Annotated in this window: 4 protein-coding genes, 4 tRNA genes and 6 pseudogenes; 11 read left to right on the top strand and 3 right to left on the bottom strand. The window is 57.0% G+C overall.

The features are described from left to right. Positions 1-15: 15 nt before the first annotated feature. Both lpxH and AU14_RS14010 read right to left on the bottom strand, forming a co-directional pair. Positions 16-741, bottom strand: a complete 726-nt coding sequence (gene lpxH / locus AU14_RS14015) for a UDP-2,3-diacylglucosamine diphosphatase (RefSeq protein ID WP_041341770.1) — start codon at positions 739-741, stop codon at positions 16-18. Then, entirely contained in the window at positions 738-1,247 is a 510-nt protein-coding gene (locus AU14_RS14010) for a peptidylprolyl isomerase (RefSeq protein ID WP_041341768.1), read from the bottom strand. Before AU14_RS14010 ends, lpxH begins: the two co-directional genes overlap by 4 nt. Before the next feature lie 136 nt (positions 1,248-1,383). On the opposite strand from AU14_RS14010, the pseudogene AU14_RS14005 reads away from it, so the two are divergent. From AU14_RS14005 to AU14_RS13995, 3 pseudogenes are all read left to right on the top strand, one after another. Continuing rightward, a pseudogene (locus AU14_RS14005) lies at positions 1,384-3,062 on the top strand (glutamine--tRNA ligase/YqeY domain fusion protein). Then, positions 3,059-4,446: pseudogene (gene cysS, locus AU14_RS14000) on the top strand (cysteine--tRNA ligase). The pseudogenes AU14_RS14005 and cysS overlap by 4 nt, the downstream one beginning before the upstream one ends. A gap of 144 nt (positions 4,447-4,590) precedes the next feature. Then, a pseudogene (locus tag AU14_RS13995) lies at positions 4,591-6,770 on the top strand (malate synthase G). A 92-nt stretch (positions 6,771-6,862) separates the two neighbouring features. Here AU14_RS13995 and folD read toward each other — a convergent pair. Further along, positions 6,863-7,719: pseudogene (gene folD, locus AU14_RS13990) on the bottom strand (bifunctional methylenetetrahydrofolate dehydrogenase/methenyltetrahydrofolate cyclohydrolase FolD). A 231-nt stretch (positions 7,720-7,950) separates the two neighbouring features. Here folD and AU14_RS13985 point away from each other — a divergent pair. The 8 genes and pseudogenes from AU14_RS13985 to lon all read left to right on the top strand — a co-directional run bounded on the left by AU14_RS13985 (position 7,951) and on the right by lon (position 14,877). After that, positions 7,951-8,027 (top strand) — tRNA-Pro (locus AU14_RS13985). A gap of 32 nt (positions 8,028-8,059) precedes the next feature. Continuing rightward, a tRNA-Arg gene (locus AU14_RS13980) sits at positions 8,060-8,136 on the top strand. Between the two features lie 85 nt (positions 8,137-8,221). Beyond that, positions 8,222-8,297: transfer RNA gene (locus AU14_RS13975), tRNA-His, on the top strand. 129 nt (positions 8,298-8,426) lie between these two features. Continuing rightward, a tRNA-Leu gene (locus AU14_RS13970) sits at positions 8,427-8,511 on the top strand. Positions 8,512-8,819: 308 nt separating this feature from the next. Then, positions 8,820-10,123, top strand: a pseudogene (gene tig / locus AU14_RS13965) (trigger factor). 175 nt (positions 10,124-10,298) lie between these two features. Continuing rightward, positions 10,299-10,934 (top strand): ATP-dependent Clp endopeptidase proteolytic subunit ClpP, encoded by a 636-nt coding sequence (gene clpP, locus AU14_RS13960; protein WP_041341765.1) that lies wholly within the window; start codon positions 10,299-10,301, stop codon positions 10,932-10,934. Between the two features lie 76 nt (positions 10,935-11,010). After that, a pseudogene (gene clpX / locus AU14_RS13955) lies at positions 11,011-12,293 on the top strand (ATP-dependent Clp protease ATP-binding subunit ClpX). Between the two features lie 166 nt (positions 12,294-12,459). Next, positions 12,460-14,877, top strand: a complete 2,418-nt coding sequence (lon, locus tag AU14_RS13950) for an endopeptidase La (RefSeq protein ID WP_041341754.1) — start codon at positions 12,460-12,462, stop codon at positions 14,875-14,877. Positions 14,878-15,106 lie beyond the last annotated feature (229 nt).

Here is a 15,106-nt window from a genome sequence, read left to right as displayed (position 1 = left end):
GCCCGGCCTTTTTCGTTACAGCGGTTGTTTATTCAGCACCGGCTCCTGGCCGGGCTGGACGTCCAGCCACCAAACGTGGGTGTCCCAGTCACCCAGCACTATGCGTTTGGCCGGTTGACCATTGGCCTGCAGATGATGCTCGGCAGGCCGGTGCGTGTGGCCGTGGATCAGGCGCTGCACGCCGTGCGCCTCCATGTCTTTGACCACTTCTTCCGGCGTGACGTCCATGATGGTTTCCGCCTTGCCCTGGTTCTTGGCCATGCTGATTTCCCGCAGTTGTCGAGCCATCTGCTGACGATCAGCCAGCGGGCGCTGCAGGATCATCTGCTGCCATTGCGGGTTGCGCATGTTGGTGCGGAACTTCTGGTACTCCACATCGGCGGTACACAGGCTGTCCCCGTGCATCAGCAGGGTAGGGGTGCCGTACAGATCAACGACTGTGGGATCATCCAGCAACGTTGCCCCCGCCCGGTCACAGAAGTCGTGGCCAATCAGGAAGTCGCGGTTGCCGTGCATCAGGAAGATTTCGGTACCGCTTTCACTGACTGCGCGAAGCGCTGCGGCAATCTGTTCCTGCAGCGGTGTGCGCTCGTCATCGCCGATCCAGGCTTCAAAGAAATCACCCAGAATGTAGAGCTGTTCTACTCCGTGGGCCTTTTCCTTCAGAAAGCCGAGGAACGCCTCAGTAATGTCCGGCCGGGATTCCTCCAGGTGGAGATCCGAGATAAACAGCGTGGTCACGCTGCACCTCCCTCCTCAACCACCTTGGCCGAGATAATGACGACGTCTTCTGCCGGGACGTCCTGGTGGCCAGCCTTGATGGTGGTGCGAACGGCACGAATCAGGTTGACGGTTTCCATGCCCTCAACCACCTTGCCGAACACGCAGTAGCCCCAGCCTTCGGCGTTCTTGGCGCTGTGATCGAGAAAGCCGTTGTTTTCGACATTGATGAAGAACTGGGCGGTGGCGGAGTGTGGGTCCATGGTGCGGGCCATAGCGACTGTGCCTTGCATGTTGCTCAGGCCGTTATCCGCTTCGTTCTGAATAGGGTCGCGGGTTTTGCGTGGCGTCATGCCGGGCTCGAAGCCACCACCCTGAATCATGAAGTTGCTGATCACTCGGTGGAAAACCAGGCCGTCGTAAAAACCGTCACGGACGTACTGTTCGAAGTTTTTGGCGGTCTCGGGTGCCTTGTCGTGGTCCAGCTCGAGTTTGATGTCACCGAGGTTGGTTTGCAGCAGAATCATCAGGCGTTCCTGTTCGAAAGAATTGGTCGGGCTAAAGCGCGTATTGTACGCAAGAGTTTCGCGCTATGCATGAGTCCGGCGCAGATTTATGAGTATAATAGGCGGTTTCTGATCCACCCCTTTTCACAGAGAACGTATGAGCGCCGAATCGAAGAAAGCCCACAATTTTATTCAGAGCCTGATCGAAGACGCCATCGCCAAGGGCGAGCACACTGGCAAGGTGGTAACCCGCTTTCCGCCGGAGCCGAATGGCTACTTGCACATTGGTCACGCCAAATCCATTTGCCTGAACTTCGGCATTGCGGAGACCTTCGGCGGCGAATGTAATCTGCGATTTGACGACACCAACCCGGAAAAGGAAAACCAGGAGTACATCGACGCCATCAAGGCGGACGTGTCCTGGCTTGGTTACCAATGGGCGGGTGAGGTTCGTCACGCATCGGACTACTTTGACGCGCTGTACGCTTTTGCCGAGGAGTTGATCGAGAATGGCAAGGCCTATGTCTGTGCGCTCTCGGCTGATCAGATGGCAGAGTACCGTGGCAGCCTGAAGGAGCCGGGCAAGAACAGTCCGTACCGGGACCGTCCGGTGGAGGAAAATCTCCAGCTGTTCCGCGACATGCGCGATGGCAAATACCAGAACGGCGAATTGGTGTTGCGGGCGAAGATCGACATGGCGTCTCCCAACATTAATCTGCGCGATCCGATTCTCTACCGCGTCCGTTACGCCGACCATCACCAGACCGGCAACAAGTGGTGCATCTACCCGATGTATGATTTCACCCATCCAATCTCGGATGCGCTTGAAAACATCACCCACTCCCTGTGCACCCTGGAATTCGAGGATCACCGTCCGCTCTACGATTGGGTGCTGGACAACATTTCCGGCCCTTGCCATCCGCGGCAGATCGAATTTGCCCGCCTGAACCTGAACTACACCATCACCAGCAAGCGCAAACTGAAGCGTCTGGTGGATGAGAATTTTGTGGAAGGCTGGAACGACCCGCGGATGCCGACTATTTCCGGTATGCGTCGCCGTGGTTACACACCGGAATCGATCCGCACCTTCTGCGACATGGTGGGGGTCAACAAGGCTGGCGGTACCGTGGATGTCGGTATGCTGGAGCACGCCATCAGGGAAGACCTGAACACCCGCGCACCCCGCGCCATGTGTGTGATGCGTCCGCTCAAAATTACCCTGACCAACTATCCTGCCGACCAGACCGAAACGCTGGTGCTGCCGGTGCATCCCCAGAATCCGGAGATGGGGGAGCGCGAGGTTACCTGGAGCCAGACCCTGTTCATCGATCGCGAGGACTTCGCCGAAGAGCCGCCGCGCAAATGGAAGCGCCTTGCCCCGGATCAGGCTGTGCGGCTGCGTGGTGGTTATGTGATGACCTGCCGCGAGATCATTCGTGACGACAGTGGCGAGATCGTCGAGCTTAAATGCGAATACGATCCGAACACTCTGGGCGTGAACCCGGAAGGCTATAAGCCAATGGCGTGGTGCACTGGGTGTCCGCGACGGATAGCGTGGAGGCCGACATTAACCAGTACGATCGCCTGTTCAATCACGAGTCCCCGGACAGTGACAAGGAGGGCGATTTCACCGACCACCTGAACCCGGAATCCCTGGTTGTGTTGCATGGTGCGCGGGTGGAGAAGGGCCTGGTGAAGCCGCGAACCGATCTGCCGTACCAGTTCGAGCGCGAGGGCTATTTCTTCTTCGACGAGCTTTTGTCGCAGAATGCCGGCCGGCCCGTTTTCAATCGAACCGTTACGCTTCGTGATTCCTGGAGTAAGGGGGGCAAGTGATCCGCATTTACAACACGCTCTCGCAGCGCAAGGAAGAGTTTAAGCCTATTGAGCCTGGCAAGGTGCGGATGTACGTCTGCGGCATGACCGTTTACGACTACTGCCACCTTGGCCATGCCCGGGTGCTGGTGGCCTTCGATGTCATCACCCGATATCTCAGGCATCGGGGTTACGACGTGAACTACGTGCGTAACATCACCGACATTGACGACAAGATCCTCCGGCGGGCAGAGGAGAACGGCGAAGCTTCACCGACCTGACTGACCGCATGATCCGCGCCATGCACGAGGATGAGGCCCGGTTGGGCGTCCTGTCGCCTACGGAAGAGCCGAGGGCAACCGGCTATATCAATGAGATCGTGGCGATGATCCATAAGCTCATCGCCAGTGGCCACGCCTACGCCGCCGATAACGGCGACGTCTATTTCGCTGTCGACTCGTTTGCCGACTACGGTAAGTTGAGCAAAAAGAAGCTTGAGGACCTGGTTGCCGGTGCCCGCATCGATGTCCAGGAAGCCAAGCGCAGCCCAGCGGATTTTGCACTCTGGAAAGCTGCAGGCGAGGGTGAGGTCAGCTGGCCGTCACCCTGGGGCGATGGTCGCCCTGGCTGGCATATTGAGTGTTCGGCGATGTCGACTGAATGCCTGGGTGACACCTTCGATATTCATGGCGGTGGTCCGGATCTGTTGTTCCCCCACCACGAGAATGAAATCGCCCAATCCGAATGCGCCACCGGCCACGAATTTGCCCGGGCCTGGATGCACGCGGGTGCAATTAGGGTCAACAAGGAAAAGATGTCCAAGTCCCTGGGCAACTTTTTCACCATTCGCGAAATTCTCGAAAGCTATCCTGCGGAAGTGGTCCGGTATTTCCTGGTTTCCAGTCATTACCGCAGCCAGGTCGATTATTCCGAGGATAACCTGGCAGAAGCCGGTCGCACCCTGACCAAGCTTTACAATTCGCTGCGCGGTATCGTGCCGGCAAAGGCGGCGGACGTGGGTGAAACCGAGCATGATCGCCGTTTCATGGAAGTGATGGACGACGATTTCAACACGGCCGGTGCCATTGCGGTGCTGCATGCCGTGGCCAATGACATCAACCAGCATCGTCGTGACGGGCGTGATCAGGAGGCCAAGCAAAGTGCTGCGGTTCTGGTTCGTCTGGGTTCGATTCTCGGGCTGCTGCAGCAGGATCCGGAGGCATTTTTCCAGGCCGACACCGGCGGCGAGCTCAGTGCCGAGGATATTGAACAAATGATCCAGGCTCGCAACGACGCCCGCAAAGCACGGGATTTTGCCGAAGCCGATCGCCTCCGCGATGAGTTGGCGGACAAAGGGATCATCCTGGACGATTCCCGCGAAGGCACAACCTGGCGGCGGGGCTGAGTTTTCAGAAAGCGATAACAAAAGCCGCATTGTAGAAGTGGGAATGACCTGATACGTATTTTCCCGTACAATGCGGCGCTCAAATTAGAATGCCCCCTCAACGAAGGGGGAGTCGGGAAACGTAACCCACTGAGGCAGACAACGATGACAGAACGCGTACAAGTCGGCGGCATTCAGGTCGCGAAGAATCTGTATGATTTCGTAAACAACGAAGCGATCCCGGGAACCGGTGTCGACGCAGATAAATTCTGGGCCGCCTTCGACAAAATCGTGAACGAACTAGCCCCGCGTAACCGCGAGCTGCTGGTCAAGCGTGATGCGATTCAGGAAAAAATGGACAGCTGGAACCGTGACCACAAAGGTCAGAAGCTGGACATGGCCGAGTACAAGTCTTTCCTGAAGGAGATTGGCTACCTGGTCGAAGAGCCGGCGGATTTCAAGATCTCCACCTCAAATGTTGATCCGGAAGTCGCCACCATGGCGGGCCCGCAGTTGGTCGTGCCGATCATGAACGCCCGTTTCGCGCTGAACGCCGCCAACGCCCGTTGGGGTAGCTTGTACGACGCGCTGTACGGTACCGACGCATCTCTGAAGAAGGTGGTGCGGACAAGGGTGCTGGCTACAACCCTGTGCGTGGTGCCAAGGTTATCGAATGGGCCCGCAAGCTGCTGGACAGCTCCGCTCCGCTGGCATCCGGGAGCCATAAGGACGCTGCCAAATACTCAGTGGAGGGCGGCAAGCTGGTCGTCAAGTTGCAGAACGGCGAGTCCACAGGTCTGAAAGACGAGTCTGGCTTTGTCGGTTACACCGGCGCTGCTGATGCACCCACCGGTGTGCTGCTGGTCAAGAACGGCATGCACTTCGAGATCCAGATCGATGCCAGCCACCCGATTGGCAAGGACGACGGCGCCCACGTCAAGGACGTGCTGATGGAGTCAGCCCTGACCACCATCATGGACTGTGAAGATTCGGTTGCCGCCGTTGATGCCGACGACAAGGCCCTGGCTTATCGTAACTGGCTTGGTCTGATGAAGGGCGATCTGCAGGAAACCTTCGAGAAGGGCGGCAAGCAGCTGACCCGGAAGATGAATCCTGACCGCACCTACACCGCGCCTGCCGGTGGCGAGCTGAGCCTGAAGGGCCGCAGCCTGATGTTCATCCGTAACGTTGGTCACCTGATGACCAACCCGGCCGTGCTGCTGAGCGATGGCCAGGAAGTGCCGGAAGGCCTGATGGATGGTCTGATCACTTCGCTGATCGCGATCCACGACCTGAAGGGTGGCGGTAGCCTCCAGAACAGCACCAAGGGCTCCATGTACATCGTTAAGCCCAAGATGCACGGTCCGGAGGAAGTGGCGTTCACCAACGAATTCTTCGGCCGGGTAGAAGATGCCCTGGGTCTGCCTCAGTTCACCCTGAAGGTAGGCATCATGGACGAGGAGCGTCGCACCACCGTTAACCTGAAAGCCTGTATCCACGCGGCCAAAGAGCGTGCGGTATTCATCAACACTGGCTTCCTGGACCGCACCGGTGACGAAATGCACACCTCCATGGAGCTGGGGCCGTTCATTCGCAAAGGCGAGATGAAGCAGGCGTCCTGGATCAATGCTTACGAGCAGTGGAACGTGGACATCGGTCTCGAAACCGGTTTCCGTGGTGTCGCGCAGATCGGTAAAGGCATGTGGGCCATGCCGGATCTGATGGCCGGCATGCTCGAAGCCAAGATCGGTCATCCGAAAGCCGGTGCAAACACCGCCTGGGTTCCGTCACCGACTGCGGCCACGCTGCACGCAAGCCATTACCACCAAGTCAGTGTGAGCGACGTTCAGAAAGACATCGAAAGCCGCGCCCGTGCGAGCATCGATGACATCCTGACCGTACCGGTTATGGCTGATCCGAGTGCGCTGTCTGCCGAGGAAATTCAGCAGGAGCTGGATAACAATGCGCAGGGCATTCTGGGTTACGTTGTGCGTTGGGTTGAGCAGGGTGTTGGTTGCTCCAAGGTGCCAGACATCAACAACGTCGGGCTGATGGAAGACCGCGCCACGCTGCGGATTTCCTCACAGCTGCTGACCAACTGGCTGTACCACGGTGTGTGCACCGAGGCGCAGATCGACGAAACCATGAAGCGCATGGCCGCTGTAGTTGATAAGCAGAACGCCGGTGATGCCTCCTATCGCGCCATGGCGCCGAACTTTGACGACAGTGTTGCCTTCCAGGCAGCGATGGATCTGGTCCTCAAGGGTCGCGAGCAGCCGAATGGCTACACCGAGCCGCTCCTGCACGCATACCGACTGAAGGCGAAAGCCAAATACGGTGCGTAAGCGCTGAGTAAGCATAAAAAACCCCGCCTGGTGCGGGGTTTTTTTATGGCTGCTTGTGACGGTGCAGCGCGTGAGTCCCAGCGTTTGGGCGCTCAGTCCTTGTGCAGTACGTCAGCGGCGTACAGGGTGTTCTGGAGCAGGGTGGCGATGGTCATTGGCCCAACACCGCCCGGCACCGGCGTGATGTAGGCCGCCCGCTCAGCCGCCGCGTTAAAGTCGACATCGCCGCGCAATTTCCCGTCGTCCATGCGGTTAATGCCCACGTCGATGACCGTTGCGCCGGGTTTTACCCATTCCCCGTTGATCAGGTTGGGTTTGCCCGCCGCCGCGATCAGGATGTCTGCCTCACCAACGAATTTTTCGAGGTTGGGTGTAAAACGATGGCAGACGGTGGTGGTTGCGCCTTTCAGGAGCAGTTCCATGCTCATGGGGCGGCCGACAATGTTGGAGGCGCCCACGATGACCGCGTGCTGGCCCTTGTACGGGGTGTTAATGCTGTCTAGTAGGGTGATGATGCCTGCGGGCGTACAGGGCCTGAGCGTCGGCTTACGCTGCATTAAACGGCCGATGTTGTACGGGTGGAAGCCGTCCACATCTTTATCCGGGCGGATCTTGACCAGGATCGGGTCGCATCGAGGTGCTCCGGTAGTGGTAGTTGCACCAGAATGCCATCGACGGTCGGGTTTTCATTCAGCTCATCGATGAGAGCTTCCAGGGCTTCCTGAGAGGTGTCTGCCGGCAGATCATAGGACAGCGAGAGGATGCCGGCCTGATCGCAGGCTTTGCGCTTGTTGCCTACATAGACGTGGGAGGCGGGATCTTCGCCGACCAGTACCACGGCCAGACCGGGTGCGCGAAGCCCCTGCTGTGTTCGAGCTTCTACACCGGCGGCAACCTGCTGCCTGACACCGGCGGCGATTTCTTTTCCGTTAATCAGTTTGGCGCTCATGTTTTGTCTTGTCGCTTGGGCGTTGAGAAATGAAGGCCGAGCATTGTCTCATGCTTCCGTCAGAACTCCAATTGGCGGGGCGTTGGCGGCGTTTCCTGGAACTTTCCAGGGGGCGTAAGGTCTTATTAAAGCCTGATCTTTTGGTAAATTTGGAAATCCGTGTTGACGGCACCGTCCGGCGCCGGTAATATGCGCGCCAACTTTGCTGAGGCACTTGTTGTTCAGTTCAGACGGGGTATAGCGCAGTCTGGTAGCGCGCCTGCTTTGGGAGCAGGATGTCGGGAGTTCGAATCTCTCTACCCCGACCACTTTTCTGATATTCAGGTGGGCGAACGGTTAAGCGCCCGTAGCTCAGCTGGATAGAGCACCCGCCTTCTAAGCGGGTGGTCGCAGGTTCGAGTCCTGCCGGGCGCGCCATTTAGGCGTCGGCTTGGTCCGCACCGTAGTCGCCAAAGCAGCAAAGTTGAGTATTGTGATTACCGAAAGGTATGTCCTGATTGTGGTGGACGTAGCTCAGTTGGTAGAGCTCAGGATTGTGACTCCTGCGGTCGAGGGTTCGAACCCCTTCGTCCACCCCACTTTTCTTGTTTTTTCCCGCTTTGACGAGAGTCGCCATGGCAGCTGATGCTGGCACGGGTGCGCTTCGAAGCGAGAAATGAGTTGCTCAAGCTGCGAAAGCGCTAGGCCCACACAGTTTTAAAAGTTATGCGGGTGTGGCGGAACTGGTAGACGCGCCAGATTTAGGTTCTGGTTCCGAGAGGAGTGGGGGTTCAAGTCCCTCCACCCGCACCAACTTTAAAAGCCTCTTGGAGACAATCCAAGAGGCTTTTTTTATGGGTAATTCCTTTCCTGGTGCCCGTATCTGTAACAATCCATCGGCGCCCCCTTTCTTTTTCAGTTTTTATCCCCACTTTCTCTAACTAACGCGAGCGCGGTCCGCTCACGAACTCCGTGGGGCCATAACGGGTGATTCTCTCCCCGGGGCAAACCGTGATAAACTATCGCCTTTTAATTTTCGGCCTGTTTTCAGAATAAGCCTGAAAGCCGGTTTTCGAGTTTGATTTCATTCACATACTGAACCTGTAATTTGAGGATCTTCCATGCAAGTGTCTGTTGAAACGACCTCCAACATCGAACGTCGCATGACGATTGGTGTGCCCGCCCAGGAAATTGACCAGGCGGTTCAGAAGCGCCTGCAGGAAACTGCGCGTACCGTACGCCTGAATGGTTTCCGCCCGGGCAAGGTGCCCATGAAGGTGGTTAAGCGTCGTTTCGGTGACAGCGTCCGCCAGGAAATCGTGGGCGAGGTGATGCGCGACCAGTACGTCAAGGCATTGCAGGAGCAGGACATTAATCCTGCGGGCTGGCCGAAGTTTGAGCCAAAGACCATGGAAGAAGGCAAGGACCTTGAGTTTGTTGCCATCTTCGAAGTGCTGCCGGAAATCGAACTGGGTGACCTGAGCAAGATCTCTGTTGAGAAGCTGACCTCCGACATCGCTGACAAGGATATCGACAACATGATCGATAACCTGCGTCGTCAGCAGGCCACCATGAAGGAAGTCAAGCGCAAGTCCAAGAACAAGGACGTGCTGACCATTGATTTCAAAGGCACCATCGACGGTGAAGAGTTCGAGGGCGGTGCCGCTGAAGGCCACCGACTGACCCTGGGTTCTGGCCAGATGATCCCGGGCTTCGAGAAAGCCATCCAGGGTGGTAAAGCCGGCGAGGACATGGAAATCGAAGTAACCTTCCCCGAGGATTACCACAACGAAGAGCTGGCGGGTAAGCCGGCCAAGTTCGAGATCAAGATCCACAAGGTTGAAGAGCCGCAGCTGCCCGAACTGGATACCGAGTTCTTCAAGAAGTTTGGCATCGAAGCTGAAGACGAAGCCGCGTTCCGTGAGGAAGTGAAGAAGAACATGGAGCGGGAGCTGAAGCAGGCGGTTTCCAACAAGGTCAAGAATGACGTTGTTGATGGCCTGCTGGAAAGCACCGAGCTGGACGTGCCGACTGCCCTGGTTGACCAGGAAATCGATCGCCTGCGTCAGGACGCAGTACAGCGTTTCGGCGGCCAGGTAGATTTCCAGCAGCTGCCGAAGGAAATTTTCCAGGAGCAGGCTGAGCGTCGCGTCAAGACTGGCCTGTTGTTCCAGGAAGTGGTCAAGAAGAATGACCTGAAGGCGGACCAGGCAAGGTAGACGAAAAGATCCAAGAGATCGCGTCTACGTATGAACAGCCTGAGGAAGTTGTTGCTCACTTCAACAGCAACCCGGAGCAGAAGTCGCAGATCGAATCTTCTGTGCTCGAAGATGCTGTCGTTGACCTGGTGCTGGAACAGGCCAAGGTTAAAGAGAAGAAGGTTAAGTACGAAGAGGCCGTTCAGGCTGGACAGCAGCAGCGCTGATCCGGTCAGGGTCGGAGCTGGTTCCGGCCCTGTTGGTCGACCCCAGAAAACAGCCGGCTTGTCCGGCTGTTTTCATCTGGGGCGGCTGCTGGCAAAGTAAGCAGTGCAATAACACCTGTGATGAACACCGTGGCGCGAGTCCACGTCCCATTGTCCATAAGGAGTTCAGGCGCACATGACGCAGAAACCAATTGACGGTCCCGCAATGGTAACCAATTCCGGCCTGGTGCCGATCGTTATTGAACAGACCGCGAGGGGCGAGCGCTCCTTCGATATCTATTCCCGTCTGCTCAAAGAGCGGGTGATCTTCCTGGTAGGCCCGGTTGAAGATCACATGGCCAACCTGATCGTCGCCCAGCTGCTGTTCCTGGAGTCCGAGAATCCGGACAAGGATATTCACCTGTACATCAATAGCCCTGGCGGCTCAGTGACTGCAGGTATGTCGATCTACGACACCATGCAGTTCATCAAGCCGGACGTGGCGACCCTGTGTGTTGGCCAGGCTGCCAGCATGGGTGCGTTCTTGCTGGCCGGTGGCGCGGAAGGCAAGCGTGCCTGCCTGCCGAATTCGCGGGTGATGATTCACCAGCCGCTGGGTGGTTACCAGGGTCAGGCGACCGATATTGAGATTCACACTCGTGAAATTCTCAAGATCCGTCACACCCTGAACTCAATCCTGGCGCACCACACCGGCCAGGATCTGGACACCATCGCCAAGGACACGGACCGTGACAATTTCATGGATCCGGCGCAGGCGAAAGAGTATGGGCTGATTGATTCTATACTTGATAAGCGCGTCCCGAATAAATAATACTGGAAGTAATCGCATCATTCTTGGCCGGCGTAGTAGCCAGTAACGCCGGCTAACCAAGATCAGAGGTATTTCAATGGCAGATGAAAGAAACGGCAGAGGCGACGATAACGGCAAGTTGCTCTACTGCTCGTTTTGCGGAAAGAGCCAGCATGAAGTCCGCAAACTCATTGCAGGGCCCTCGGTGTTCATCTGCGACGAGTGTGTCGACCTGTGCAATGACATCATTCGTGAGGAAATTCAGGAGAATTCCCAGGAAGAGGCTAGCGACCGGCTCCCGACACCCGCAGAGATACGAGACACGCTGAACGAATACGTCATCGGTCAGGATCGAGCGAAGGTTGTGCTTTCGGTGGCGGTTTACAACCACTACAAGCGCCTGCGTTACGGTGAAGGCAAGGCGGATGTTGAGCTTGGTAAGAGCAACATTCTGCTTATCGGCCCGACCGGTAGTGGTAAGACCCTGTTGGCCGAGACCCTGGCTAGGATGCTGAACGTTCCGTTCACTATTGCCGATGCGACCACGCTGACCGAAGCAGGTTATGTGGGCGAGGATGTTGAAAACATCATCCAGAAACTGCTGCAGAAGTGTGATTACGATGTCGACAAGGCCCAGCGCGGTATTGTCTACATCGATGAGATCGACAAGATTTCCCGGAAGTCGGATAACCCGTCAATCACCCGGGACGTCTCAGGCGAAGGTGTTCAGCAGGCGCTGCTGAAACTCATCGAGGGCACCGTAGCCTCGGTTCCGCCTCAGGGCGGGCGCAAGCATCCGCAGCAGGAATTCCTGCAGGTGGACACTGGCAATATCCTGTTTATCTGTGGTGGCGCTTTTGCAGGTCTCGATAAGGTGATCCAGGAGCGCTCAGAGCGCAGTTCCATTGGCTTCTCGGCTTCTGTGGTCAGCCAGGAAGACACCAAGAGCACCGGCGACATCATCAAGGATGTTGAAACCGAGGATCTGGTGAAGTTTGGCCTGATTCCAGAGTTTGTTGGTCGTCTGCCTGTGGTGGCAACACTGACCGAGCTGGACGAGCCCGCGCTGGTGCAGATCTTGACCGAGCCGAAGAACGCGCTCACCAAGCAGTACCAGAAGCTGTTTGATATGGAAGGAGTCGAGCTAGACTTCCGTGAAGACGCCCTGCGGGCGGTTGCACGCAAGGCTATGGAGCGTAAGACCGGCGCCCGTGGTTTGCGCTCAATCATGGAGCCACGCTGCTGGATACCATGTATCAGATTCCTTCTGAGCATGACGTTGCCAAGGTGGTTATTGACGAAAGCGTAATCGACGGGGATTCCGAACCCTTCAAGATTTACGCGAGCAACGACCACGCCAAGGCAGTGCCGGAAGATTGATCCGGCGTTTGGCGGGGAGTTAAAACAAAAAGGGGCGGAAACGCCCCTTTTTGCGTTTTGTTTCCCCGTTTTCCCGGTCTGTTTCGTATGGTAAAGAGATTGCATTTTTTACGGGCGCCCCAATGAAGGGTGATATGCTCAAAGAAACACCGTCAGAGGATTCCCTATGACCCGGATACCCGAAAATACTGTGCAAGACTACCCGTTGCTGCCGTTGCGTGATGTGGTGGTGTTCCCGCACATGGTGGTCCCGCTGTTTGTGGGCCGTGAAAAATCCATCCAGGCCCTCGAAGCCGCGATGGAAGGCAGTAAGGAAATCCTCCTGGTTGCCCAGCGCGACGCCTCAACCGACGAGCCGGGCCCCGCCGATGTGTTTGATATGGGGACGCTGGCAACGGTCCTGCAGATGCTCCGGTTGCCAGACGGCACCGTAAAGGTTCTGGTCGAAGGTAACGCCCGGGCCACCATCAGCGACATCACCGAAGGCGAATACCTGTCCGGTGGCGCGACCTTGATGGAAGAAGAAGGGCTGCCTGAGCGCGAACAGGACGTGCTTATCAAGACCCTGATGGACGAGTTTGAAAAGTACGTAAAACTGTCCAAGAAAGTGCCTTCAGAAGTATCCAATGCGCTCACCGGCATCGAGGATCTGGAGCGCTTGGCCGACACCATGGCCGCGCATCTGGAAATGCGCATCCCGGAGAAGCAGGAGCTGCTGGAAGCCCTGGATGTGCGCAAGCGGGTCGACCTGCTGCTGGGCAAGCTGGACGGTGAAATCGACTTGATCGAAGTCGAGAAGCGCATTCGTGGTCGCGTCAAGAAACAGATGGAGCGTAGCCAGCGCGAGTACTACCTGAACGAGCAGATGAAGGCCATTCAGAAAGAAATGGGCCAGCTCGGTGAGGGCAACAACGATTTTGAAGAGCTGGAGCAGAAGCTTGAAGAAGCCGGTTTGCCCGAGGAAGCTCGCAAGAAGACCGAAGCGGAGCTGAACAAGCTCAAGATGATGTCGCCGATGTCAGCTGAGGCCACCGTCGTTCGTGGCTACATTGACTGGATGCTGGCCATTCCCTGGAAGAAGCGCAGCCGGGTGCGCCACGACATCGAAAAAGCGCGCGAGATTCTGGACCGGGATCACTACGGCCTGGACGAGGTCAAGAAGCGCATTCTTGAGTACCTGGCGGTACAGAGCCGGGTCAAGAAGGTGAAGGGACCGGTATTGTGCCTGGTAGGCCCCCCTGGTGTCGGTAAGACCTCGCTGGGTCAGTCCATCGCCCGGGCTACCAACCGCAAGTACACGCGGATGGCGCTCGGTGGTGTGCGCGACGAAGCAGAGATCCGCGGCCATCGTAAAACCTACATTGGCGCATTGCCGGGCAAGCTCCTGCAGAAGCTGTCGAAGGTAGGGGTAAAGAACCCGCTGTTCCTGTTCGATGAAATCGACAAGATGGGTATGGACCATCGTGGTGATCCGGCGTCAGCGTTGCTGGAAGTGCTGGATCCGGAGCAGAACCACACCTTCAACGACCATTACCTGGAGGTCGACTACGACCTGTCCGACGTGATGTTCGTGTGCACCTCGAACTCCATGGATATTCCGCCGGCTCTGCTGGACCGGATGGAGATTATTCGTATCCCGGGTTACACCGAGGACGAGAAGGTCAATATCGCGTTGCGTTACCTGCTGCCCAAGCAGATCAAGGCCAACGGCCTGCGCAAGGACGAACTGGTGATTCCAGAGGAAACCCTTCGGGACCTGATTCGTTATTACACCCGTGAGGCGGGCGTACGGGGCCTGGAACGCGAGATCGCCAAGATCTGCCGTAAGGTGGTGCGTGAGCACGTTGAAGCCAACGACAAGGCTTCTGTGACGCTGCAGCCGGACATGCTGGAGGACTACTCCGGTGTGAAGAAGTTCAAGTACGGTCTGGCGGAAGAGAAAAACCAGATCGGCCAGGTTACCGGCCTGGCGTGGACCCAGGTGGGTGGCGAATTGCTGACCATCGAGTGTGCACTGACACCGGGTAAGGGTCGGGTGGTTAAGACCGGTTCCCTGGGCGATGTCATGCAGGAGTCCATTCAAACGGCTCTGACTGTCGTTCGCAGTCGCGCGCCCGGGCTTGGAATTGCCGATGATTTCCATGAGAAACACGATCTGCACGTCCACGTTCCTGAGGGCGCAACGCCAAAAGACGGTCCAAGTGCCGGTATTGGCATGTGCACTGCGCTGGTTTCTTCACTGACCAAAATTCCGGTCCGTGCGGATGTCGCAATGACTGGTGAGATCACCCTGCGGGGCCGGGTTCTGCCCATTGGCGGACTCAAGGAAAAGCTCCTGGCGGCCCATCGCGGCGGTATCAAGACGGTCTTGATACCTGATGAAAATGTTCGAGATCTCAAGGAGATACCGGACAACATCAAAGAGTCGCTGGAGATTCATCCGGTCAAATGGATCGACGAGGTGTTGGACATTGCACTGGCATATCCGCCGGAGCCGCGCACCGCAGACGAGTCCTCAGAAGCGGGTTCAAGCAAGCCCCGTGACGAAGACGGCGACGCCGCAGAGCGCATAAATACACATTAAAGCCTTGATGAGTTGTTGACATGCCAGAGAGCCCGTTGGTATAACTGTTTCGCCGTGAAGCAGCCAATACCAAGGGCTCCCGCGCATCAAGTGCCTATTCCAAGCACCGGTTAACAACCGCAAGGAATAAGAAAAGTGAAGAATGGAATTCTCCGACCGCCTATGCGATAGTCGAGAGCGTCCGAGAAAAAACAATCCAACCTATAACATCTTCAACCTGAAATCGAAG

It is taken from the genome of Marinobacter similis, assembly GCF_000830985.1.
Classification (GTDB): Bacteria; Pseudomonadota; Gammaproteobacteria; order Pseudomonadales; family Oleiphilaceae; genus Marinobacter; species Marinobacter similis.
Note: the sequence above shows the minus strand (reverse complement) of the source record. Positions and strands in the feature narration are given on the sequence as shown.

Excerpts from the sequence above, each read along its gene's own strand:
- AU14_RS14010 (WP_041341768.1), bottom strand. The coding sequence starts at position 1,247 with ATGATTCTGCTGCAAACCAACCTCGGTGACATCAAACTCGAGCTGGAC.
- clpP (WP_041341765.1), top strand. The coding sequence starts at position 10,299 with ATGACGCAGAAACCAATTGACGGTCCCGCAATGGTAACCAATTCCGGC.
- lon (WP_041341754.1), top strand. The coding sequence starts at position 12,460 with ATGACCCGGATACCCGAAAATACTGTGCAAGACTACCCGTTGCTGCCG.